Source organism: Tropicimonas sp. TH_r6 (genome assembly GCF_033101155.1).
In the GTDB taxonomy this organism is placed as follows: Bacteria; Pseudomonadota; Alphaproteobacteria; order Rhodobacterales; family Rhodobacteraceae; genus Tropicimonas.
In genome coordinates this window covers 11,704-36,762 of record NZ_JAWMPX010000040.1, presented here as the reverse complement: position 1 = coordinate 36,762, position 25,059 = coordinate 11,704, and the positions used below count along the sequence as shown (strand labels likewise).

At 59.1% G+C, this 25,059-nt stretch carries 11 protein-coding genes; 3 read left to right on the top strand and 8 right to left on the bottom strand.

What is annotated here, in order from left to right; translation table 11 throughout:
• Positions 1-1,320 precede the first annotated feature (1,320 nt).
• Positions 1,321-2,259, top strand: a complete 939-nt coding sequence (locus R3X27_RS23465) for a hypothetical protein (protein WP_317711341.1) — start codon at positions 1,321-1,323, stop codon at positions 2,257-2,259.
• A gap of 596 nt (positions 2,260-2,855) precedes the next feature.
• Here the strand turns inward: R3X27_RS23465 and R3X27_RS23460 are convergent.
• The 8 genes from R3X27_RS23460 to R3X27_RS23425 all read right to left on the bottom strand — a co-directional run bounded on the left by R3X27_RS23460 (position 2,856) and on the right by R3X27_RS23425 (position 15,141).
• Positions 2,856-2,999: a hypothetical protein gene (locus R3X27_RS23460; protein WP_317711340.1), complete on the bottom strand. Its 144-nt coding sequence runs from the start codon at positions 2,997-2,999 to the stop codon at positions 2,856-2,858.
• 198 nt (positions 3,000-3,197) lie between these two features.
• A complete protein-coding gene (locus tag R3X27_RS23455) occupies positions 3,198-4,571 on the bottom strand; it encodes an integrase family protein (protein WP_317711339.1) in 1,374 nt (457 codons plus the stop codon).
• Between the two features lie 625 nt (positions 4,572-5,196).
• Complete coding sequence (locus R3X27_RS23450; protein WP_317711338.1) at positions 5,197-7,209, bottom strand: 3'-5' exonuclease; 2,013 nt, start codon at positions 7,207-7,209, stop codon at positions 5,197-5,199.
• 1 nt (position 7,210) lies between these two features.
• Positions 7,211-7,567: a hypothetical protein gene (locus R3X27_RS23445; RefSeq protein ID WP_317711337.1), complete on the bottom strand. Its 357-nt coding sequence runs from the start codon at positions 7,565-7,567 to the stop codon at positions 7,211-7,213.
• 2 nt (positions 7,568-7,569) lie between these two features.
• Positions 7,570-10,455 carry a site-specific DNA-methyltransferase gene (locus tag R3X27_RS23440; RefSeq protein WP_317711336.1) on the bottom strand — a complete coding sequence of 962 codons (2,886 nt, stop codon included), beginning with the start codon at positions 10,453-10,455 and terminating at the stop codon, positions 7,570-7,572.
• Complete coding sequence (locus R3X27_RS23435; RefSeq protein ID WP_317711335.1) at positions 10,452-11,186, bottom strand: hypothetical protein; 735 nt, start codon at positions 11,184-11,186, stop codon at positions 10,452-10,454. The genes R3X27_RS23440 and R3X27_RS23435 overlap by 4 nt, the downstream gene beginning before the upstream one ends.
• Positions 11,186-12,112 carry a hypothetical protein gene (locus tag R3X27_RS23430; RefSeq protein WP_317711334.1) on the bottom strand — a complete coding sequence of 309 codons (927 nt, stop codon included), beginning with the start codon at positions 12,110-12,112 and terminating at the stop codon, positions 11,186-11,188. Before R3X27_RS23430 ends, R3X27_RS23435 begins: the two co-directional genes overlap by 1 nt.
• Positions 12,109-15,141, bottom strand: a complete 3,033-nt coding sequence (locus R3X27_RS23425) for a BPTD_3080 family restriction endonuclease (protein WP_317711333.1) — start codon at positions 15,139-15,141, stop codon at positions 12,109-12,111. Before R3X27_RS23425 ends, R3X27_RS23430 begins: the two co-directional genes overlap by 4 nt.
• A gap of 526 nt (positions 15,142-15,667) precedes the next feature.
• On the opposite strand from R3X27_RS23425, the gene R3X27_RS23420 reads away from it, so the two are divergent.
• Together R3X27_RS23420 and R3X27_RS23415 are read left to right on the top strand one after the other, a co-directional pair.
• Positions 15,668-19,000 (top strand): STY4851/ECs_5259 family protein, encoded by a 3,333-nt coding sequence (locus R3X27_RS23420; protein ID WP_317711332.1) that lies wholly within the window; start codon positions 15,668-15,670, stop codon positions 18,998-19,000.
• A 7-nt stretch (positions 19,001-19,007) separates the two neighbouring features.
• Positions 19,008-25,046: a DEAD/DEAH box helicase gene (locus R3X27_RS23415; RefSeq protein ID WP_317711331.1), complete on the top strand. Its 6,039-nt coding sequence runs from the start codon at positions 19,008-19,010 to the stop codon at positions 25,044-25,046.
• Positions 25,047-25,059: the final 13 nt, after the last annotated feature.

The window sequence follows — 25,059 nt, the reverse complement described above, 5'->3', positions numbered from 1 at the left end:
GTCGCGACGTTGTGCCATGTCGCCAAGCAGTCCCAATCTCGCGGGTGCAGAAATCGACAGGGAGGGCGGTTTGCTGACTTTCTCCGCAAGCGCGAACCAACTATGCTGAGACCTCGTGAGCCGACATTCAGGCAACCCTGAAACGGCGTAATTCTCTGCACCGCCACAAGGCGGCTCTGAGGCCATTCTGCATGTTTCTGCTGACTGAACGAAGGAGTTGAATGCCGACACTGCTGCTATCGTTCGTTGCGAGAGTAGCATTCCCGACCTCACTTCCCATTGCTCCGGTATCTGGTTTGCCGAACGCGATACCGATTGGCCCTGTACACCTTTTCGGCGTCGCTCCGACAGCTTGCTTGAGATTCAGGGGGGACGAGAAAGACGGTGAGGTATCCTCTCCGGGAACGACTCTCGCGACTTCAGAATTTTACCGGAAATGAAGACGAAGGAAGCAAGCACAGAGAAGGCCTCCTCGGGGCGAGGCCAACTTGGGTTTTGTCCACCGCGTTCCCCAATCATGAAGCTTTCCGATGCCCGAGCCCACGGGCGAAGGCCTCCAGCCCAACATATTTCGTATTTTTGATAAGAATATTTCATGGTACCAGGCTGTCTTCTTGACAGGGATCATTCATGTCTCGCGGCCTTAATGTATAATTTAGACGCAGCTATATAGTCCGTAAAAGAGATGGGAGGATTTCTTTTACGGGAGCTGCTTGATTGACGTTTGCAAGTTGCAAACTGTCGAGAAGTCGTGTGCTGCGTGCTTCAACGTCGACCTTCTTGGGCTTGGATGAAAGCACGTGCAACGGGAAGGAGGAGGTCATGAAAATTGCTGAAAGAAGAACTGGTGTAATCAAGGCGCTGCTGCTTGGCAGTGCCGCAACATTCGTTCTCGCGGTGGCGCCGGTCGACCTGACCGAGTTCGATTGCTCATATGCAGAGGCCGCCGGAGGGCACGGAAATGGTGGCGGAGGCGGCTCTGGATCGGACGGAGGCGGCAGTTCCTCCGGGTCTGGCGGAGGTGGCAGTTCCTCCGGGTCTGGCGGAGGTGGCAGTTCCTCCGGGTCTGGCGGAGGCGGCAGTTCCTCCGGGTCTGGCGGAGGCGGCAGTTCCTCCGGGTCTGGCGGAGGCGGCAATTCCTCCGGTTCGGACGGTGACGACAGGGAGAGAAACGCCCCGTCATCCGAGCGCAGAGGTCAGACTACCTCTGCCAAGAAGTCAGGCTCTTCTACCGAAGTAAATCCAAGCTCGACTATCGTGAAGCCGTCGGTGCGCGCCGCGCCCAAGTCGGTTTCGAGCGGAAAAAGAACTGTAAAGCCCGTGGTTTCGGTCTCGGAGGATGATGACGACTCGGATCGGCCGACCTGGGCCGGAGTTCCTGGTGGCAAGGATGGCTCTGGCGGTGGAGCGCCAGACAATTCGGGATCAACAAAGGGCGATCTCTTCGGGGATCTTTGGGTCATCCTGCGTGATGCCAACGGCGTTCCGCTGCTAACACCCGAGGGCTGGGTCCAACCGCTTGACGAGTTTGGGCAACTGATCGACCTTGATGAGGAAGGTCACCCTGTCGATGAGAACCTGACGCTCGAAGTGGAGTTGGGTCGGCTCAATGTCGGCCGTGCTCCGACACAGGTACTCGATCGTCGTGCGGACGAGGTAATCACATTGATGGAGTCGGCGACGGCTCTGGATACGGATGCCGCCGGTCGCTTGATGTTCGAAGTCGACGGTGTGTGGAAGACGATTGACTCTCCGCTGGAAAACCTTGCGATCTATGTCGCTTTGATGACCACGGGAACCATCGAAGGAATCAATGATCTGCCGGGTGACGAATTCGACTTCATGGTCGATGGCGTATTCACGGTCGAAGATCTTGAGGCGTCGACGGTTTTCCTTGCTGCGGCCACCGACAAGACGGGCGTGTTCACCACCGATGAGGTCGCATATATCAATGTGTTCCTCGGAATCGAAACGGAGACCGTCGAGAAAGTGACCTACTCGGACATCGACTATTCCGAGTTCACCTATGACCGCGAAAGCGTCTATGGCGAGGTCTACACGGATGTTCTGGTTCTTCAGGACGGCGTCTGGGTTCCGGAGACCGTGAACATTTTCGAAGTGGTGTTCGGAGATGAGGCCATGGTAGTTGGGGGATCGCTCGATGCATACACCACCGCTGCGGAAGACGCGCGGTTGGTCGTGAACTATGTGCACGAGTACGAGATCCCTGTCGAAGATCTTGGGAGTGTCTCGCATTGATCACTCGGCGGAGGCGGGCAATTTCAGGTTTGCCTCCGCCGAAAGACATGCGTGCCGGCTGCAGGTCTGTGGCCGGTACGACTTTTTTTGTGGACAAAGCTGTCCAGCGAATGGCTTTTATTAAGATTTTGCAAAGGGTTGCTCAACCTCTGAGCGGCAATGCTCGCCTTGGTTCAGCGGTGTGCAGCCCGACCACGCCGTCCATTATGCAAGATCAACCAGAATGGTGCTTCGCCGCTGTTCGCTGGGTTGCTGTCCAGTGTCCGGTCTGAAAGTGACGCCACATCCTTTTGTTGCTGCGTTCGCGAAGTGGCACCTTTCTGGTGAAAGGCTACAAAGCGCAGTCAGCCGACTGTCGGGCGAACTCCGTCAACGGCAGCAACGTCCGCATGTCGGTCACTCGCCTTTCGAAAATGCTGCACGGCGCACGAATGGCTGGTCAGGTGAAGCTGCAGCGCGGCATCAGATCGGCTGGCCAGCGGCGGCTATGGGCCGGTTTCGAATGTCGTGGGGCGACCCGAGCGATCCTTATGCTGCAGTCGCAAAAACGACAGGGAGGGCGGAATGTATGTGCCGACTGCTGTTCGCAAGAGTTTTCAGCGTGGTTTCAGATATCGCCGATATGTATCCGGTCTACGTGTCGGCTCACCATCAAACCCGACGAGATGAAAGACGTCCTTGCCAATGTCGATGCCAACGACGGCAACCGCGGCAAGGTCTTCGTTGAAACTGGATGTCATGATCGCTTCTCCTTCGATGCGGCTCAGCCTTGGAGGCTATCACCGCCGGTGAAGCAGTCGGCACATTCTATTAGCGGGCGTTCGCCGCGTTCTGGACCGACGGCCGAAGTGTGAGACAATCCAGCAGTCCGGGTGCGATGGCAAACGCGAACGGGAACGAAAACCAGGCAATTCGTACTGCACCGCGGATAGCAGAGACTACAGCCTGCCCTCCTCGATTGCGCGAATTGCCTCAGCGAGCGTCTCGACCGCATCCCGGAGTGGATTTGGCAACCCTTTCATTTCCTTCGCGAGCTTCGCGTAGCTCTGCAGAGCAGGACTTACTGAAACCTTCGACAACGGGTTCATGTGTGACAGGAGCGTATCGACGACTTGCGCGGGCACGCCCAAAAGCGTCAAAATCGTCGCTCCTGTGCGCCGAAGATCGTGACGGTGCCAGTTTTCGACGCTCGATGATTCCTCCAGCTTCGTTTTCGAACGATTCCAGTTTCCAAGAGGGCCAAACGCTTGGTTCGGAAAAAGGAGGTCGTCGTCCTTCCGAAAATCAAGGCCGGGCAACGCCTTGAGCAAGGCGATAGCAGCATCCGACAACGGGTGTGTAACTTGATGCCCACCCTTAACGCGCTTCGTCCACAATTTCTCTTCGAAGTTCACATCTCCCCAGCGGGCAGCTTCAACTTCGTCTCGCCTCGCCAAAGTGAGCAAAATGAAGCGCTGAGCCACCGGGCGTAGGTCTATCTTCCACCAGTCTGGCGAGGTCGTTTCGGGCACCTTAAGATGGGGGAGGATACACCGCAACTCTTCCACGGAAAGCACGCGGTCCCGTTCGCCCGTGATCTTGGGGTCGTCGATTGAGGGATCATGGATAACCGAAAGGTCCTCCAGCGGAAGCGCGGGGGTTCGTCCAGCTCCGATTTTCTGGAAACGGGGAGTGCGGTTAGACGCCCAATTGTACACCGTCCTCAAATAGCTAAGTGCCCTGGAAGCTTGTCCATTTGCGGTTTGCCTTCCAGTTCGGTCCTTGCTCTTCGGTTTGTAGGACTGGGTCAGCGCGGATGCCTTTTGGGCTGTCAGTTCAACAGCGGGTTGATGCAGCATTGTACCGAAGACCGTCGTGATTACTTGGCGCGCTGTAGATGCGTCGCTTGTTTTGCCGCGCTGCTGCCAAATCTTCTTTTTTGCGCGAAAATGCTTTTCTGCCTCAATCAAGAGTTCATGCAACGTGACTTCTTCAACGATGACGGGAGACTTCTGATAGCCGTCAAGCACTTCCGGCGACGCGAAGACCTGACGAAGTTGATCGGTTTTCTGACGCGCGGCCTTCAAAGAGATGTCGGGATACCGACCTATCGTCTCTGTACGGCTCTTTTTGTGACAATCGCGGCCCATGAATGACCAAGATTTTGTACCGGAGACGCCGAGGCGCAAAGAAAGTCCCTGACAGACTTCATCTGAGATTGTCTGGCGCTTGCCCGTCGGTTTGAGTTTCTGGACATATTGGTCGGTCAGCCGCACTTTTCGGCTCTTCCGATGAACAGTCTTGCCTTCTACTTCAGCTCGGTCGAATGGCATGTAAGCTCCTGAATTTGTGATCAGGAGGGAAGTCGGTTCCTTTCAGTCGCCCCGGAAAAATCGCCGACCAGAGAATCGCCCAGATGGTTTCGGGACGACGCCGGGACGACAAACTAACCGAGCTTCCATGACACGAGGTGAGACCGCGCGAGATGTAGTGAGACGGATTTTGGGTTGCTGAGAAACGTCCCTATCTCTTTAACATCAGATGGTTAGAGGTCGCATATCCTCTCAAGGTGTCTCAAGCAGTCTCAAAGCGTCGCACACTCATGAGACCATAGCAGAGGATTGAAAATCCTCGTGTCGGTGGTTCGATTCCGCCCCCGGGCACCACTATTTTGAATAAAAATATTCAATAACAAAGGTTTACCTGGCTTCAGCCCTAGGTAGACCACCCCTCAGTCCACCTATTGTGCGCTGATAGCTCCGCTTCCGAGCTGATAAGCCATGGCTTCGGCGGTTTTTCTGTGGCGTCTGCCCTCCAGCATTGGCGTTTGTGGCCTTGGGAATGGGATAAGCCGAGGTTCACCGAAGGGATGACCGTTATCTTGGTTTTTCGCCGGATTGGGTCGTTTTAGAATTCGACCTTGCTAATAAAGGGAAAAGCGAGCCCCCCCCAGCGGAGCTATTGCGCGGACACATCATCGGCTGTCTGGCCAAGATCGTTCAGAAACTCACTTACTGGTTCCACCCCAGACATCCAGAGGAAATCGCGGGCTCGCGTTGCCGCGACATAAAGCAGGTGCCGCTCTGTCGCCATGACTTCGTCCAGTTGCGCCTCATCCTGTGCGGCCATCAATCGCTGTTCATTCGGGATGGCGCTATGGTCGAGCGCGATCACTGCAACTGCACGGAACTCCGCCCCCTTGGCATCATGCATGGTCATGATTGTCAGATCCGCCTCCAGTTCGTCGGAAACTTCCACAGCTTTGGACCTGTCACGGACCAGTACAGCGATCGCATCCGGGTCGCACCCCTCGCTAAGGCGAGCGGAAATCCACGCTCGTAGCTCATCAATCTCCTGTTCACGAGTTTCGAAGGTACGAATCAAAGGCGCAGGGCCATCGAACACCGAGGTAACCCCCAACCGTTTTTCTTCGGCTCCGTCTGCCTCGACAAGTGTTTCCGGCAGCAACCCTTCGGTCTGGCGGCGGATCTGGTGTGAGGTTCGATAGTTGACCTTGAGGCTTCTGGACCGGCCACGAAGCTCCACACCTGCTGCTGTCCATGGAAAGGGGGGACGGAAGATGCGCTGTCCAATATCTCCGGCGAAGAACAGGCCGTTCGGTGCATCGCCCAAGGTCTCCCCAAGTAGGCGGAGTTGTGCAACCGAAATGTCCTGTGCCTCATCGACAACTGCATGAGTGAAGGGAAAGGCCGATGCCTTTCGGAGATCGTGCGCAAGGCTTGCTTCAGTCACCCAACCGCGAGTGTCGAGTTCGGCCAAGACAGCGTCGAAGACCTGCCACAATGCATCCCGCCGCTTGGTCGCCATGCGTACCTTTCGACCCAGCCGTGGCAAATCGCGGTACGTATTTCCGTCCGAAACGTCCCAAGCGTCTACAATAAGCTTCCACTCATCGGCCAAGAAATCGGGCGAGACATGCAAATCAAAGGTCGCAGCTGCGTCTTCGAGCATCCGTGCGATTTCCTCGTCGCTTGCCAAGTGGCGCTCTCCGAACTTCTTTGCGTGAAGATCGACAATGCACGATTGAAGTGCGGCAGTCTCGATACGTGCGCATACTTCAGCGCCGGCGAGCAGTGGCAGCTTCTCAGCCAAGCGGTAGGCGAGGCGTTCGTTGAACGTCGTCAGCAGAACCCTCGCCTCTGGCGCTTGCGCCATGCGGACGGCACGATGCAACGCAACGACGGTCTTGCCAGTGCCGGCCGAGCCGATCACGCGAGCTGGGCCGTTGAAGTCGCGATCGACATACTCGCGCTGAGCCGGATGCAGATAGACTGACCAACGCTCCCATGGGGCGTCCAGCGCTGCGCGGAGCTCGTCCACGTTTTCCATGGTGCGGAAGCGGCGACCCGCGTCCGGATGCGCGAAGGGATCGCTGCCTGGTTCTACAATCGGCGCCTGGTCCGGGCGGACTCCTGTTGCCGCCTGGAGGAGCGACTCACCCGCCTCCGATGGCAAGTGGCCGGCAATTTCCAGAACGGTCTCGTCGGTCGCATCACGTACGGTATCCAACCAGTCCGCTGGCACGCCCCAGGACAATAGCGTGTCGTCGCTCTCGCTCGCAAAGAGCCGCGGCAGGCGCACGGCCTCCTCGACATAGCGCTGGATCACCACTTCCTCGACCGTCTCTCGGATCTGGACGATCTGGGCGGCGCCGGTGCGGGGATGGGTGTCGATCCGACGGGTCTCGGCCCATTTGTAGGCGTCGTCATGGTGGCCAACCCAGGCCAGCAGAGTGGCGCCGTCACGCTTGTGCAGGACAAGGCGGATGTCGCGATTGACCCGGGCGGTCCAGAAATCGGGATCGCGGGCGCGATCGACGCGGTGCATCGAGAGGCCCGGGCTGGCCGGGTTCATCTGCAGGTCGAAGGCAGCGGTCTTAACCGCCTTCTGTTCCTGGGCTGCGAGTTTGGCGAGGCTGTCGGAGAAGGTGTCGGCGATGCGGAATGTCATATCACAGCCCGGCCTCACGATCCTTTATCTTTCGAACACGACTGATGACCCCACCTGGTTGTCGTCCAAGACTTTCGGCAATTTCGGCGATTGAGTGGCCTTCGATCAAAAGAGCCATCAATCGCTCCTCCTCGTGCTGCGTCCAAGCCTTGTATGCATTACGGTGAGTCTTCCGAACATCTGAGATTACGTAGCTTTTTTCTTCATGGGATGCTTCCAGAAGCAATAGCTCAAGCGCGATCTCTCTCAGAACCTCCGTGAGTTCTCTGCCATCGTCAGTTGAAATCTCATCGCACGAAACACCGCTTGCAATCAGCCGGGCTAAGGATAGGCAATCTTCGCTTAGGATATTCCCCATCCCTAAACACCCATCACCTTCATCACCTCATCCCCGAGGTGGTTGATCACCTTCACAGCGATACGCCCGGATTTCGGACGGGAGAATGGCCGCGACACGGTCCGCTTCAAGCTCTCCCAGGCCTCCTCGTCCACCTCCCCCTTCAGCGTCGTCTTCAGCTGCTTGTAGGGGACCTCCGCACCAGGGAAATACGCGTGGCGGACGAAGAAGCTTTCCTCGTTGTAGTCGGTGTCGATGAACCAGCAGGCGATGTCGTCGGGCTCGGAGCTGACGACCTCCCCTGTCGCGGGCTTGAAGATGTCGACGCCTTTCAGCTCCACCCGAACCTTGTCGCCCTCTGCCGTCACCTCGATATCCGGCTCGCCGAAGACGACGAACAGGTTGCCGCCCCCCGCTTTCAGGTCGCCTGCCATGTGCAGGTCCGGGTTCATCCGGGCGTGCAGCACCGGCACGCGGCCGAGCTTGCGGAATTCGGCCGTATGCGCGTCGAAGTTGAAGGCGCAGGCGATGAGGATATCGAAACCGCCATCGGCTGCCTCGCGGGCAGCTGCCACCAGATCGGCACGCTGGACGGTGCCGTATTCGGGGCCGATGAAGATACCGGCGCGGCGCTCGACGCCTCCCGCGTCGGGGTCGCCTTCCATGTAGCGGCCCTCGGCGGTGATCCACTCGCCACCCCAACCCGGGGTGAGCGAGGTAAACTCGATCTTGTCGGCCTTGTCCGCCTGCTGAACCCCGGCCTTCTTCAGGTTCTCCAGAATCGCGGTCAGGTAGTTCTCGGCCTCCTGCGCATCCTTGCCGCGCTTGCCGGCGGCGGCCTCGTCGATGATCTCGCCATATTCGTTCACCGCCTGGGTGCGGTGCGGCGACAGACTCTCGACCGTGAAGGGGCCGGCGACGCGGATGCGTTTCTTGTCCTCGTAGGGCTTGTCGTAGAGATATTCGAAATCGGCCTTGGCGGCGATGGAGGCGTCGATCTCTGTCTGCCGGGCGATGCGAGCGGCCCAGAAGGCGTCGAGGGCGGCGCGGGCGGCGTCGGGCCAGCCGGCCGGAGCCTCGCGCGGGATCTCCCATTCCATGAAGCCGCCTGCCGGGGCCGCCTCGCCGCTGGGCAGGGTGACTTCGCCCGGGGCGGTGAAGTCGATCTCCTCTCCCTTGCGGCCGCCTGTCTCCACCGCAAAGGGCTGGGCATGGTCCGCGAGGGCGGCGTTGAGGACGGCGCGGGCGTCTTCGACGGCGGGTTGGAGGTTGGCCCAGATCTCGTCGATCTCGGTGTTGTTGGCGATGCTCTTCAGGGTGATGTGGGGCACGCGGGCATAGACGAAGCCGTGACGGATGTCGTTATAGGTCGGCGCGGTTGCGGGAGCAGAGCGCGTCACCTCGGCCTCCTTCTTCTGGCCGGCGTTGCTGTCGGAGAGCAGGTAAAAGGGGTATTTCGCGCCCATGATCCTTGCGCGCGCCAGGGCCAGCGCCACGCGGGACGTATCGATGGTGATCCAGCGCCGGCCCCATTGCTCGGCGACAGTGGCCGTGGTGCCCGAGCCGCAGGTGGGATCGAGGACAAGATCGCCGGGGTCGGTGGTCATGAGGAGGCAGCGAGCCACGACTTTGGGCAGGGTCTGGACAACATATATTTTGTCTCCAGGGCGCCCAGCGATTTGTGTATCGGTCCAGACATTTGAATAGCCAACAACCGCATAGTCACCAAAGTATCGCAAATATCCAAGTGAGTTCGCTCGCGGCACCATTCTGCCAGAGCGAATCAAACGTCCCATTCGTTCTTCATCAGTTTTCCAGTAGCCTGCTGGAAAAAAGCCGCGCCCGCAAAGAGGAACGTTGTACTTCGTTCCCGGTGACTGGCTCGTGACTGTGTCCAACCTGAATACGCGACCTTCATTCGGGATAGTTCTGGCGTCGGCAACTTCGGATCCCGTCAGTCTCCGTGAGGAGCTGTCGGGGAACATGATGCTGCGATATTCGCCACCACCCGCTCCGGAGAGCGTCTTTTCGAAGATTTGATTTCTGTATTTCAGATTGTCTTTGCTTTTTGCAAACCAGACAATGAAATCCGAAGTCGTTGGCAGCGCATTGGTCGTTGCGCTTGAAGTCTTGGCGAAAATTATTTCCGAAACGAAATTCTCCTCCCCGAACACCTCATCCATCAGCGCCCGCACCCGGTGGACATTTTCGTCACCGATCTGGACGAAGCAGCTTCCGCTCTCGGTCAACAATTCCCGCGCCACCACCAGCCGGTCGCGCAGATATTGAAGGTAGGAATGGATGCCGTCGCGCCAGGTGTCGCGAAAGGCCTTTACCTGTTCCGGTTCGCGGGTCAGGTGCTCCAGCTTGCCGTCCTTCACATCGCGCGAGGTGGTGGACCACTGGAAGTTGGAGTTGAAGCGGATGCCATAGGGCGGGTCGATATAGATCGCCTGCACCTGCCCCTTCAGCCCCTCGCGCTCGGCCAGCGAGGCCATGACCTGCAAGCCGTCGCCGAGGATCATCCGGTTCGACCATTTGCGGTGGTGGCGGTAGAATTCGATCTCCGCCTCGCGGTCCTCGTCAGTGATGCCGAAGTGGTCGAACAGGCTCGCGCCGGCCCCCTCGCCATTGCGTTTGCCGCCGGCGCGCAGGTCCTCGATGATCGCCTTGGGGTGGACCTGTTCCTGCAGGTAGATCGGCGGTGCGTCCACGGTGAGCGCCGCCTGGTCGATATCCTTGCCGCGCCAGATCAGCTGCGGGTCGAGATCGGGGTTGCGGGTCTCGTAGGCGACCTTGATGGGCCGGGCGTCCTCCGGGTCCATCATCGGGGCGAGTTCGGGCGTGGGGATGTTCAGCCGCTCGTTTTCATGGGTGATCGGCTCGATGGGGGTTTTCTTGTCGGTCATCGGTTTTCTCCGAGGTCGATTTTTCCGGCCGGGCCGGTTGCCACGGCTTCCTGAAACTCAGCCAGTTCCCGCTTCAGAGTTCCCGGCAGGGTGTCCTGGTAGGCCTTCACCATGGGCAAAGTTGCATTGGTCCAAGCCGGCTCGCCGTTGAACATCAGGTATTTGTCGAGAATGCGTTCGCCGGTGACCTGTGCGAAGGAGGTCTTCTTTGCAGACTCTGCGATTGCGGCGGAAAGCTCGACGAAACCGATCCCGTCGAGCTTCTCGTAGAAGGATTTCATTCTTTTCAGAAGGTCTTGGTTGTTGGCTCCTACGGCTTTGGCGGCAAGCCTGTCGAACGGAGTCCATCGTTCAGGTGCCACGAACCATGTAAGCTTGGTCATTCCAGAGACGAGCCGGAAAGCTTTTCCCGAATTGGTCTCACCAGCGACGCTTTCTTGCAATCGAGGTACAGTTTCAGCGATGGCTTCAGCCCGGGATCTGTACGTTGGAAAGGTCTTGCCGGCGAAGGTGTTCACCGCAGACACAACGTGATCCACGCCGGGATCTCCACCAACGAGGTTTCGCCCGAAATTGTAGGTGCTGGCAATGGCACGCACATGTTCTCTGGTGATGTGCCCTTTGTTTCGCTCGATCAACAGTTGCTGCGGGCCGTCAAACTGAAACCACCATCGAACGCCTTCCGTCACGGCGGCTTTCAGGAGATCCGAATGGTCTGGACATGACCGCATCAAGCGTCTCCGGATGTGATGGCGGCGCCGATGGCGGCCCGGTAATCGCGACAGGATTCCGTCATCCAATCCATGATTTTAGGCCAGTCGGCGCGAATATCGTGCCCCTTGCCTAAACGCTTGGAGAGGAAATGATTGCCACGCCCGGTGGGTCCGAGAGGTGCGGCGAGCTCGGTTTCAAGAGTGTTTCGTGCTGGCTCAAGGAGCGCCGCCACAGGTTCCGGGGGTTCGCTGTGGCCGCTTCGGAGATAAATGCCGCTATCCGATTTCCCGATCCAGATGGCAAGTTCGGTGCGCGGGTCATCGTGCAGAACGATGTAATTGCTGGGGTAGCGCCAAGGTTTGATGCCAGCGTTTGCATAATCTGGATAGGCTTCGAGGAACTCTGTCCAGAACTCCTCCTTGACGTCGTAGTAGGCAGCCCCCTCCGAAGAGATCTTTTGCTTTACCCCTCGCTCCCAATCGTTGGGTTTCTCAACAACATCGAAGATCGGTGCGAAGGGGCTGTTCGCGATGCGGACGACCCGTGCCTTGACCGCGAAGAAGGAGAAGCCATCAGCGGTGTTTTCGTTGAGCCAACGGATTGCCGAAAGGTGTGGTTCGCGAAAAGCCGGGGCAATCCATATGACGGTATGCGCCTTTAGCCCCGCAAGGTATGTCATGATCTGCCCGAGGTGAGTATGGTCGGTTGCCTCGAGCTGGTTCTCGATCAGCACTACAGTATCGTCCAATGGGTTGCGGGCGAGAATGTCCGCGCTGAAAGTTTCTACAGCGACCTCGGTGCCTGTGAGCTCCAGCGGGACTCCAATGGCCTCAGACAGGTGGTCGATGTTTTCAGCCAGCCAGGGCGTGAACTCATGCGCCTCGTGTTTCCAGGCTTCCCGCAGGGGGAGGTCTTCGAGACGGCCAAACTTGATGTCGGTCATGCGGGCACCTTTCCAAGGAGCACGTCGATGGCGGAGTCAAGTTCCGGACCGAAAATGAAGGGGTCTCGGAGCTCGGCAAAACCCCAGCGGCCGAAGCGGCCGAGGCGGTTGACGCCGGGAACCCACTTGTGACGCATGGTCTCTGCCTTGAGCATTGCGTCGTGGTCGCGGAAGCCTTTGACCTCAACCACCAATGTCGTCGGCTCGGGGGTGTCGAGGCGCAGCAGGAAGTCTGGGCGGTACATGTGCGGCTCGCCCTCCTTGAGGTAGGGTACTTCGAACCCGAGGTTGTGGTTCTTGGTATAGGAGAGCACTCGGAAGTTCCCCTCGATCACTGCTGCCAACTCCGCTTCCCATTGGCTGTCCGTGATGATCCAGTTGACGTGGCTGCGATCCGGACGAGGTGGGTAGCGCGTCGCCTTGGAGGTTGTGAAGCTGACATCCATCGTGGAGCCGGTTGGCGTATAAGGGTCGAGCACTGCCCGCAGGACACTATCACCGCGTGGCTTGTCAATCAGTGCACCGAGGATGAGGTCGCAGACCTCGTCGGCGAGCTGCCGATAGAGAAGTTGCGCCTCCATCGTGCCACCCTTGCAGACGAGGTGCCCTTCGGCGAGCCACTGGTTGGCCAGCCGTTTGGCGGCCGGGAAGAGGTGCATCTTGGGTCGTTCGTTGGCATCACGCAGCTTTTCGAAGATCATGTGCTTGGCGATGTGGGTCGCGATGGTCGAGCGGCGCTGTGCGTTGAGGTAGTCGAGGGTAAGAAGTACTCCTTCGCCCACAATCCCCTGCATCGTAACTTCAGCCGCGCCAACCTTCTCAGGAGTCAGAACGTATGGTTCCAGTCCGGAGAAATCCGCATCCAATCGATCAGGCGGAAGATCCGCCACATAGCCCTGGACACGTGGGAAGGTAATCTCCAGATGGTCCCGCTCGGGCGAAACGGCCCTGACAGAGATCACGTCGCGCGGCGGTTGAGGGGGCGAGACGCGAGGGCCATCCGAGAAATTCAGACCGTCGATACCCATGATGTCGGCGTATTCGGTCCGGAACAAATGCTCGCCCGTGACGGGGTCGGGTTGATCGTCCAAGTCGTAGGAGAGCCGCCGCAGGGCGCGGCCAATTACCTGTTCGCAGATAAGCTGTGTTCCGAAAGCACGCAGTCCGAGAATGTGGGTGACGTTGTTGGCGTCCCATCCTTCTGTGAGCATCGAGACCGAGACCACGCAGCGAACCTGCTCACCCAACTTCCCCTTTCGCCCGACTGTATTCATCACCTCGCGCAGAATGTCGGCATCAGTGAGTTGCTCGGCTCCTTGCCCACGCTCTGCCTGTTCGCGGCGGAACGCCTCGATCTCCTCCGCGTGAGCATCCCGAAAGGTTTTGTCGACGTCACCGCCTGCCTCCAGAGTCGCGCTGTCAATCAAGACGGTGCGGGGCCGCGGCAGACGATCATCATCGGACGAGAAGTTCGAAAACAGCTCGCACTTTGCTTTGACCGTCTCAATCAAGCCGTCCTCGTTCTCGCGTTCCCAGCCTGCCACGTAGTCACGCAGGAGCTCGGAGTTGGTTGTGTTGTTGCAGACAATGATAAAGACGGGAGGAATGCCGACCTTTTCAGCTTCCCACAGCTTGTAGGTTTGTTCGTAGTGGCCATAGAGAGCATCGATCGCCGTCTTCAGCTCCAGTGGCAGCTTGTCCGGGTCTGGACGGGCGCCTCTGGTTTTTTTGGGCATCTTCTTCCCAATAGCCTTCCAGAGGTTTCGGTAGAGCGGCTCGGGTTGGCCGGGAACATTGTCCGCAACAGGCACGCGCGGCAGTTTGACGATGCCGCATTCGATCGCGTCCATCAGTGAGAAATCCGAAACAACCCAGGGGAAAAGCGTACCTTCAACCCAGCCAGACCCCGAGAGAAAAAACGGTGTGGCGGATAGGTCGTAGACGGTTCGTACCTTCAATTTTCGCTTGGCTGCCTCAATCCCGGAAATCCAGAGCCGGGCAGCCTCTCTGTTTTCCTCAGCCTCTTTGCGTGCGTCTCCCGTTAGTTTGCCGGCGTCCGCGTTCTCCTGCCGCTCGCGATAACAGTGGTGCGCCTCGTCGTTGATTACCGTGATAGGCCCTGAGCCCATGAGATCTGGCATGACGCGCTGAACCATCTGACCTTCGGTCTCGAACGTTGTCACGCTATCTCCATGCCCCGTCAATGCTTCGCGCGTACCTTTGGCGAGCTGAGTGCGCTCCCGCAGCTTGAACGCATGGTAGTTTGTAAGCACGATTTTTGCTCGTTGCATCTCCTGTAACAGATCCGACGGCACCAGGCTGCGCGTGCGATAATAGCTGTCGGCATCGTTGGGCAGCAGGACTCTCAACCGATCCCGGATCGTGATACCGGGAGTAACAATAAGGAACCCGGTACCAAAAGCTTTGGAATTAGGGCTTCGGACGGCGTTCAGTGTCTGCCAGGCGATGAGCATCGCCATTACGGTGGTTTTTCCGGCCCCGGTGGCCAGTTTCATGGCAATGCGGAACAGGTCCGGGTTTGCCTCGGCATTGGCCGCAAGCAGCCGTGCCCGATAGCGACCGCCACGGCGTTTGTCTTTCGGTGCAACCTCGGCCAACCAGATCGCAGTTTCGACGGCTTCGAGTTGGCAGAAGAAAGGTCTGATGCGTTGGGTCGGGTCAGCCTGGATAGCTCGCCAATGCTGGAGCAATCGTTGTGTTGTCGGGGTCACCCGCCATTGCGCGGGATTTGGCAATGCTCTCCAAACCTGCACTTCGCGGCGGATCTCGTTCACGAACTCGGTGACATTGTACTCGAAGGACTGCCCTGCCAAGCCTTCGGCACTCAACTCCAGCGCTCCCTGCTGGGATTCCTTGCGGCTTTTGGACTGCGGCATCGCAGAAATCAGGTCTGAACGGCGCCGACTTTCAATGGTTTTGTCAGTGGGATGGCCTCCGGTGTCGAGCTCCCAGTGACGTTTCGGAACGGTGTATGGCGAATTGAGGATCGGCTTTTCGAAGAAACTCACAGACAGTCTCGCCTCCAAATCGTCTTGTTGGCAGTCATTGCTCGCAGATCGGGCACCTGCCGTAGAAATACTGCGAACTCCCGCAGTGTATTTTGATCCAAGGTTAGATCGGACGTGTTAGCCCCATGCAAGCCTTTGATCTCATAACGTTGCATCCTAACAGGGCCACAACGCCACGGTTTGTCTCCCGATATCCACGATGTTCTTTGTGAAACGCATCCTCCGAAGGAGGAGCCTCGGGCGGGTTTGATGGCTCCTTTAGGAGAATTCTGCAGGCTTGCAATGTGCCGGCGTCTTTCCCAACCGGCCAACCACATCGCAATCATCGCATCACAATAGAATTGGGACGAGAGATCTCAGATCTCCTACCTGCCGAGTTAACGCCGCTGCTGTGACAGTTTAGTACATGGTGGTTCAGATAGGTTTGGCTCCACAGTGAAACCCCAAAGACATAGCTATTTTCAATTCTCTGCCACCAAAAAAGACGCCCAGCCGAGGTGGCCTGAAAATTGAAAGGGAGAGGAACATGTCCGGTCTCGGGTCAACGAGTTTTACCGCCGCGCCTGAGACCCCGTTTCCTCCGCAGACATCCGCGGGAACGCGCAGGATTTTCAGCCGGATCAGTCTAAGCCTTGCCCCCGGAGCCCCACTCCATTCCTATCGCCTCAGCCGAGCGGATCACAACTTACTGTGTGACCACCTGTGTGAGGCTGTGCGGCATCGGCGCCTGATCGAAAATGCGCCTCCCTTCGTTCTCTGGGCGGCCGAAGCATTCCGATTTGGCTATGACGGTGGCCAATACAAGTGGGAGTTCTTGACGCAATCAATCAAGATGGAGACCGATCTGTCGGAGCTCTATTACCTTACTCGCGCGGGCCTCGTTTGGTTCGGGCGCAGCTTGAGACAAAACGATCAAGGAACGCACTACTACCTGAAGACATTGGCGGCCGAAGGCGGTTTGCCAGAGGCTCTCCTTGCCGACAGCACAGGCAAATACCGCCGTCTTGTCCGAGGCCTCATGGCGGATATCGACAAGGTGGGCATGAGTGCTCCGCGCGAGTTATTGAAACAGCTGGCGGCTCATCGCGCAGCTATCCTCCCCCTGGGATTCAGGACAGCAGAGTTCCGCGGCCTGCTGCTCGATTTCTGTCTGGAGCTTCTCGAGCTTCGCGGTGCAGTGCCCAAATCGGTCCCCTCCGAGGCCCGCCATGCCTGGCTCGACGAAAATCGCCCGACCTGGAAGCTCGGTCTTCCGTTACGGATTGAATCCGAGGCATCTCAGAGCCTGCTGCGAGATGCGGTAACTGCCGAAATGCGGGGAGGTCAGCAGGAACTGGCGGGCCGCTTACTTGTCCGAGTTAATGATGATTGGGTTTCCAAAGTCACTATTGCACAAACCGCGGAAGTGCCTGACTGGTTGCTCGGGTTGACCGAACCTGGTCTCCGAGCGCTTCGGTTGATGCCAGACACAGCCTTGGGTCAAAACGCGCCTGGCTTGGTGCTTACCGCGGCAAAAGATGAGACCGCCCGACTATGGGACATTCGTAGGGAGAGCGCTGGCCGCAAGGCTGTCTTTACCATGCCCCTCGACCGACCGGTCGCATTTCGGATGGTAGCGGAAGGGCGCAACCTCGGCCTTCACCTGCCGCTCGGTGGGGAGCCGATCGATCCCGACGACATACCCACAATTTGGGCCGCGGAAGAGACTGGTGACGACGGTATCGGCGGCACGCTTCGCAAGATCGGAGCCAGCGCGCAACGCAGCCGGTCTCCCTATCTCTGGGTCTTGGCTGGTGGCGAGGAACCCCTGTTCGATGGGCTAGACGCTCAGCCCGACGGCGTAATTGGAGAGGCCAGGCTTTGGCGCGTCAGCGGTCAAGGCCGTGTATTTGGCGATGGTTGGAGTCTTGCCGTCACCACCAGCGCCGAAGAAGACAGCGCCGACCGTATCGTCGCGCATGGCCCAACGCTGCCGGGGCTTCGCGATAGCCAGGGCATGGAAATACATCGCGGGCTTCCGGCGTTTTTCTCGCAGAACGCCGAGGGCACTGGGCGCAACCTCACAGGTGTGGCGCTCTGCTGGCGACCGGCCGGGCGACGCAACTGGACAACGGGTTTGCCCGATGCGTCCTCCGCGATGGGCGTTCACCAATTCGGCTGGCGAGACGAAAGCGGCGCATCGCGAGCATTCCTTTCTCTCTTGCTTTTGCCGGAAAGAGCTGCAGTTGCGCTCAACGCACAGCAAGATGGGCAACTTTTCTTTCAGGCGTCTGGCCTTCCAGTCGGAACGTCAGTCACACTGGCTGGCAAGGTTTCGGGTCTGGTTGGACCGAATGGCACTCTGGCGCTCCGGCTCGGGGAGACCGCCGCGAACCTTGGTCGGATCCCGCTCCATATCCGCCCGCCAAGCGGTACAGGACGGCCTTTCGACGCAACGTTGCCGCGCCCCGGAAGGCAGGGCTATTTCATGGACGCCGGGGATCGCATCCTGCTGGATGACATTGAGCTCGACCTGGGAATGCTGTCCGGTTGGCGCATGATCATCCCCCCTGATGAGCGAGGAGAGTTGCAGATCCGTCTCGTCGGAGATTGCTCTCCCCAGCAGCCGATCACGCTAAGGGTGCAAAACGAGCTCTCATTGAGCACCTATCTTCCCCTCTTCCGGGTATTGATGGCAATCGGCGGGCCGGACAGCGAGCTGCGGCTACGGGTTCTGGCGGGTGCATCGCAAAGCCGCCGGATCAAACTCCGTCGGCATCTTCGCGAAGGTGCTTGGAGCGGTACGGCGCTGACGATTCTATCCGGCGACGCAGATGTCGATCCCGATGGATTGAATGCTCATGTCGTCAATCTTGTTGCGCCGGGGCTAAGCTGCGAGATCGATAACCTACGCCCCGGCGACGAGATAGATCCGAGCTTACCAAATCACTCCGGTCCGTGGTTGGTTTTCGCGCGGGATTCTGGTGGCCTTATCCGCCCTCCACGACCGCTCCAGATGAGCGTAAACGATCCGGTCTTGGCCCCCCATTTCTCGCAGCGTTTTGTCGAAGCGGGCCGGCCTGGACGACGAGACGATCGGGTCGCCGGTTTCACTTCGATCCTGCAGGATCTCTGTGATCCGCTGAACTCCGGTGACCTGTGCCTTTACGAGATGCAGATCGATGAACTCGCCGAGGGCGAGGCTCTTGCCAGCCTTGACTCGGTGGTTGCCTTGAATGGAGCTCCATCGCTCGCCGCAATGCTCCTTCTTCGGGCCAGTCCCGAATACTTCGCCTCGCGGCTCGAACTCGAAAGCGCCAGCCGTTTGTCCTGGACCACACTGCCATTGTCTGCCTGGAGGACCGCGATTGCCCAACACAGAAGCGATCTGATGGCGCGCATGACCATGGCTGGAATTAGTGAAACCGACGCAGGTGCATTCGCCTCGCAGGCATTGGTTCAGCGACTGCGCGACATCCTTGACCGACGGCCAGAGATTTCCGGGCAGGTTTTCTTTGCCGCAATGGAGGCCAATCTTCTCGCGCCACTGGTCGAACTGGTCGCCGTCCCTTTTGGACTGGCCAATCCGGAAAAAGTTCTTGTCGACGCGGCGCGACGGGCGATCTCTCGACACGAGGCGAGCCAGCAGGTTTTTTACTTACGCTCGGAATGGGCGCCCGCAGCCTTCGAGGCTTTCTACGAGCCGATGCGCGGACTGCTCGACGCACCCTTGCTAGCGGCCGAATACGTTCTTTCGTTGCAACCTAAGCCGCCCGAAACCGAGATTGCAATAGCGTTGCTACACTATCGCTTGCACGATCCAGACTACTTTGAGACCGCAATGCCTGCGGCACTCGCATACATCCAGCAACGGAAATGACCACATCATGAAGACGTCCGGATACGGCAGGACACTGTCCGAGATTTCTGCCCGCGCAGCCTCTGCGATCGTTGGCCGCGGTCATATTCGCTCTGAAGCGGCCCGCAAGATGCTCTTGCGTCGCCTGGCGGCGGAACCAGGCTCGCCCGACAGCTTGATTGCACCACCGATCTACGAGGCATCCCGAATCTGGCAGGCTGCCGAGCCTCGTATGGAGGATCTCTCTGGCGATCTATTGCGCGCTGATCTCGTGGACGCATTGGCTCTTGCCGGAGACCAAGCAATCCCACTTGACCGTCACCCCTATTGGCATCAGCTGGAGGCATGGAAGCAGGCCAAGGCCGGTAAGAGCTACATGGTCACAAGCGGCACAGGTTCGGGCAAGACCGAGTGTTTCATGGTCCCGATGCTGAACGACCTGCTGAATGCTGCAGAAACGGGAGCGCGATACGGCGTGCGCGGGTTGATTCTCTATCCACTCAACGCGCTGATAGAATCGCAACGCGAGCGACTTGCCGCATGGAGCGCTCCTTTCGACGGGCGGATTTCCTACGCTCTCTACAACGGTGATACGCCGGAGACGCCATCTCCTCGCGCCAGACCGGCACCGGCCGAGATTCGAGACCGCAGGACGCTTCGGCGGACCCCAGCCAACCTATTGGTCACCAACGTGACCATGCTGGAGTACATGCTGACCCGGGCGCAAGATCGCGATATCCTTGAACAGTCTCAAGGCCAGCTTCGGTGGATCGTTCTTGACGAAGCGCATACCTATGTTGGAGCGCAAGCGGCCGAGATGGCGCTCTTGCTGCGCCGTGTCCGGCAAGCTTTTGGGGTGAAACCCGAAGCTGTGCGTCTCGTGGCCACTTCCGCTACGATCGGGGAGGGGGTGGAAACCGTCGAGGCGTTGCGCCGGTTTGTAGCGGCGCTGGGCGGTGTCTCCGAAACTCAGGTGGAAATCATCATGGGGCGCGAGGAACCCATCACGCTGCCGCCCGTGGGGGCAGATAGTAGCATCGATTCCCACGCCTTGATGGAACACAGTCCAGCAGATCTCTGGGCCGAACTTGCGGCTCATCCTCGGGTCCGAAAGACGCGGAGCGAAATCCGCAATGGCGGCGCGCGCCTCTCAGAACTCTCCGAGATTCTGGCGCCAGACCTTACGAGACCAAATGCTGACGCATCGGCACAAGTGATCCTCGATGCGATGGCGCAGGCACGGCCAGCGCCAGGGGCCTTGCCGCTGGCGCCGTGGCGGCTGAACGCATTTCAACGCTCGCAGGCTGGTCTGTGGGCCTGTGTCGATCCTGATTGTCCCTGTCGCGCTCCCGAGCTTTCTGACGATGACAGCGACTGGCCCTTCGGACAGATCCACCTCGCTCAGATCGATCGGTGTCCTTCCCCCTGCGGAGCTCCGGTATTTGAGATCGGCGCCTGCAACGAATGCGGGACGCCCTGGCTGATGGCGCACGAAATACCCGGGGCGGAACGGCGTCTCATCCAGGACGCCCACGACACGGAAGAAGATGATTTCCGCCTCGACGTGGAACCCGATGATGAGTCGCCTGCATCGCTGTCAGGTGAACTTAGGTTGCTTGGACCAGATTGTGATGGCCGGCCGAGCGTGCAGATTCGTCACAGCGATGCAGTTATCCGCGACGTGGCGACAGAGGAGCCGGGCCATACTGAGCTCCTGTTGACCAACACAGAGGATCGCAATTGCTGCGCCCAAGCGCACTATGAACGCAATCGGGTTTCCGTCCAGCGCTTCGGCGCGCCGTTCCTGCTCGGCAACGCCATCCCGCAGCTACTGGAGGCCATCCCGCGACCGGAGGACATTGAGGGACAGGCACCATTCGGCGGACGGCGCCTGCTTTCTTTCACCGATAGCCGCCAAGGCACGGCGCGTTTCGCTGCCAAACTGCAACAGGAAGCCGAACGTAACCTGATACGCGCTGGGATCTGGCATGCGGTACAGGCGAGGGGGGCTGGTGATCCCGCCGAAGCGGCACAGCTTCGGACTCAAATCGGAACACTCGCGGGAATGCTCGGAATGGAAAGCGTTGTCGCGGACCTCAAGGAAAAACTCGCAAAGGCGGAAGGTGGGCTCGCATTTGTCAGCTGGTCTGAAATGGTCGACCTGCTCGCCAATAACCCGGAGTTGAGGAATTTCGCCGGCGATGTTTGGCTCGGGCGCAAGGCGAGCCACGACCACGGCGGGATGGAGCTTGCCAAGGACCCGGTGAAGCTGGCCCGGTTTCTATTGCTGCGGGAGGTATTCCGTCGGCCGAAACTCCAGAACAACGTCGAGACAATGGGACTGGCGCGGCTTGCCTGGCCGGAACTGGAGCGACGGATTGGAAGCGCTCCAGTGCCCGCGCCTCTTGCAGAGGCCGGGCACGACGCGACGATCTGGCAGGCTTTGGGGCTCGCGACAGTGGATTTCGGGTTTCGCGGCCGCCTCGCTGTGTGGCTCGAAAGGACACCAGTCGATCTTGCGCATTGGATCAGCCCACGGCAGGCCAGCACCCAGGTGGCTGAGCCGGGGTTGGAATTCGACGCAACGGCGGCGAGCCGCAAGACGCATCGATGGTACAGCGCCCTATCAAATGCACGATTGGTCGAATTGGTCTACCGGCTGATCGGTGGTTCCAAGGACTCGGCGACGGACAGGGAACGATGCCAGTCGGTGCTTGACCAACTTTGGACCCTGTTCCGGCAATCAGGGATACTTCGCAAGGCGGATGCGGGCTGCTGGCAGCTCGATTTCGAGAAATCCGCCCTCATTGGCCTCGAAACCGCTTGGCAATGCCCGGTAACGCATCGGCTGCTACCATACTCCGTTGGCGGGCTCACTCCGAACGACCCGCGGACAACCGATCCCATGGCAGCTGTATCATTTCCACGTCTACCTGTTTCCAGTCCGACCGGCCTCACGCAGAACGAACGCGATGAAGTCCAGACCTGGTTACAGAACAACCCGAATGTCGCCGCCCTAGGGGCCGCTGGCCATTGGACCAACTGGCACAACAATGCAGCTACCTTTGCACCTTTCCTACGCGCGCAGGAGCATTCCGCGCAGATTGATCGCGCCAGCCTGAAGGGATATGAGGACGCGTTTCGTGCCGGTCGGATCAACGTTCTGACATGTTCCACGACGATGGAAATGGGGGTCGACATCCCGAATGTCGGCACCGTGGTGAACACCAACGTTCCGCCAGCGCCATCGAACTATCGCCAACGGGTCGGACGCGCCGGCCGACGGGGTGAGCCATGGGCGTTGTCCTTCACTTTTTGCAAGGATAAGCCGCTCGACTGGCAGATTTTCCGGCAGCCCGAGGCACTGCTGCGCGCCGAGATCCCGGCGCCGGCGGTCCGACTCGACAGCCCCGTCATGGTTGCACGCCATGTCAATGCGTTGCTCCTGAGTATGTTTCTGCGTCGGGAAGGGGGCGTAAAGGTTACAACACAGATTGGAAGCTTCTTCGGTACCGTCGAATTCAAAGCAACCGACGACCCTCAGAGTATCTGGACAGAGGGGGCCCTTGCCGACCAGTTTCTCGACGAGTTGGACAAAGGGTGGGCGACTTCCCGTGAAATCCGAGAAGCCATTGCGCTGATTGTGCGAGGCACGGTGCTGGAAGGCAAACCCGGCCTCGCCGCAACGACGGCGACAGCCTTCGACGAGCTTCGGCGCCGTTGGCGAGCAGAGTATGAGCAATTGGTTGAAGGTTGGCGCGCAGCGCCGGAGAAGGATCCGACCAGGGCCTTCTATGCCAACCGGGCGCGTCGGATGCGGCGAGAGTTCCTGATGACGGAACTGGCGCGGCGTGGCTTCACTCCCGCCTACGGTTACCCGGTTGATGTCGTGTCCTTCGATCACGTCGGCGGCGGCGTAGGTTCCGGACCGTCCCGTCAACTCGATATCGCGATCCGTGACTATGCCCCAGGTTCTGAAGTCGTGATCGACGGTTTGGTCCATAAATGCGACGGCATCCTCCCGGCGTGGAGCAACCGTGCCGATCCCGACAGCATCGACGATCTGCGCACCTATTGGAATTGCAAGAGTTGCGCGGCCTTCGGTCTGTCGCGCGGCCCGGTGGAAACCTGCCCAGAATGCGGTGATCCAGTGCGACAGGTGGAATTGCTGCGCCCATCCGGTTTTCTGGGGAAATCGCAACCTCATGCGGGCTATGAGCAGATCAGCTTTGTCCCCCCTGACCGACCGCGCGTCTCGAGCGGCTCGGCCCAATGGACTACTCTACCTGATCCCTCCGTCGGACGGGTCCGCGCATCCCGGCAGGGCGAAGTCGTCTTCACAGCTTCAGGAGGTGCAGGCCACGGTTACGCAATCTGCCTTGCCTGCGGCCGTTCCGAACAGGAAAGCGGTCCGGCAAACGAGACGCCGCTATCGAAATCCATGCAGTTGCATTTCCCTTTGCAACCGGTTCGCGACAACCCTCGCCATGACGGCCGTTGTCCGGCCAACGACGATACTTCCCGCAAGGTTCGCCGCAATGTCGTGCTTGGAAATGCCATCACTACAGATGTCTTCGAATGGCAGATCCGGGAGGTTCAGACGACCGTCGAAGGACGCGCGAAGGCAATGGCGATCGCTGCAGCACTGCGCGAGGCGCTTGCCAAGTCGCTCGGCATCGAGGCTGAAGATATGGGGGTGGCCTGTGCCCCTGGCTTACTGGAAGACGGAAACCGGGCCATGTCCGTCTTCCTGTTCGACAAGGCGTCGGGTGGCGCCGGTTTTTCCCCGCTTGCACTGGATCGGCTGCCAGACCTTGTGAAACAGGCAGCAGATATCTTGAATTGCCCGGCAAACTGCGCCTCGGGTTGCCCCGAGTGTGTGCTTCGAGGTGACACACAGCATGATCAGTCGATCATGGACAGACACGGCGCATACGAGGCGCTTTCGTCCATACGCGAGCGACTGATCCTGCCTGGTACGCTTCAGGTGTTTGGTCCGGAAAGCCGAGCGTTGCAACAGCCCTTGCCAAGTTGGTTGGGACAGCGGCTAAGAGGCGGACAGGTTTCGGAGTTGACGATCTATCTGCACGGAGAGCCACAATTCTGGGATCTTCGGGATCTCGCCGTTTCACTACCTCGCCGTGACGAGGCGCATGTGGCTCGGGTCGTTCTTCCTCGGAATCTGTTGGTCCAGATGGAAGCGGCCGAAAAGGTGGACCTGGTGCGCTTTCTGGCTGAATGCGGTGCGAAGTTGCACGCTGTGGAAAAACTGCCGACAAAATCGGGACACACGATCCTTTGCCATTGCCAGTACGACGGACAGGCACATGCCGTTGCGGCGCTCACCGAAAACGCCGCTCTGCCGGATGCTGGCTGGGGCGCACCGGAGGAAGCTCCGGTTATCCTCGGCCCGGATCCAGCGATGGATGTGGGAAAGCCGCTATCGGCAGAGAAGTTGGCAGTGTTCAAAGAAGGTAATTCGGTTCACGCTGACGTCGGTCGGCGCCTTGACGGCAAAGTTGGCCAATTCGGACACGCCTTCTGGAAGACGATCCGCGAAATGCGGCCACAAATCTTTCGGGATGTCCCCCTGAAGAGTGTCGTTTATTCCGACCGCTACCTGCGTGGCCCGCTACCCGTGAAGCTCCTGCAAGAGGTCCTTCGCAATATGCCGGATCGGATCGATACAACGAAGATCCAGATATTGTCCTCCCGGCTTGACCGCGGCGGCCGCTGGCAGAACCACGACATCGAGGATAACTGGACAGAGGATCGCCTTCGCCTGCAGGTGATGAAGGCGGTTCTCGGTGGTGCTGAGATGCGGATTCTCGACAAACGCGATTGCCCCCATCCTCGCCGTTTCGTGCTGGAATGGGCCGATGGGCGGACAGCGAAAATCCATCTCGACCAGGGTCTCGGAGCTTGGACCTGCGCTTCAAAAGGCACCCAGCGCTTCGATGTCGAAGATGCGCCCGAAAGCCAAGCACGGCGGCTCACCGCGTTGAACTTCGAGATCCGCAACCGGCAGGGGAGCGGTATCGACTCGCCGATATGGGTGTCGTGGTAGGGAAGTCATTCAT

Bases quoted from the DNA above. Each gene is read 5' to 3' on its own strand.
- R3X27_RS23460 (WP_317711340.1), bottom strand. From the start codon at position 2,999: ATGACATCCAGTTTCAACGAAGACCTTGCCGCGGTTGCCGTCGTTGGC.
- R3X27_RS23455 (WP_317711339.1), bottom strand. From the start codon at position 4,571: ATGCCATTCGACCGAGCTGAAGTAGAAGGCAAGACTGTTCATCGGAAG.
- R3X27_RS23450 (WP_317711338.1), bottom strand. From the start codon at position 7,209: ATGACATTCCGCATCGCCGACACCTTCTCCGACAGCCTCGCCAAACTC.
- R3X27_RS23445 (WP_317711337.1), bottom strand. From the start codon at position 7,567: ATGGGGAATATCCTAAGCGAAGATTGCCTATCCTTAGCCCGGCTGATT.
- R3X27_RS23440 (WP_317711336.1), bottom strand. From the start codon at position 10,455: ATGACCGACAAGAAAACCCCCATCGAGCCGATCACCCATGAAAACGAG.
- R3X27_RS23435 (WP_317711335.1), bottom strand. From the start codon at position 11,186: ATGCGGTCATGTCCAGACCATTCGGATCTCCTGAAAGCCGCCGTGACG.
- R3X27_RS23430 (WP_317711334.1), bottom strand. From the start codon at position 12,112: ATGACCGACATCAAGTTTGGCCGTCTCGAAGACCTCCCCCTGCGGGAA.
- R3X27_RS23420 (WP_317711332.1), top strand. From the start codon at position 15,668: ATGTCCGGTCTCGGGTCAACGAGTTTTACCGCCGCGCCTGAGACCCCG.
- R3X27_RS23415 (WP_317711331.1), top strand. From the start codon at position 19,008: ATGAAGACGTCCGGATACGGCAGGACACTGTCCGAGATTTCTGCCCGC.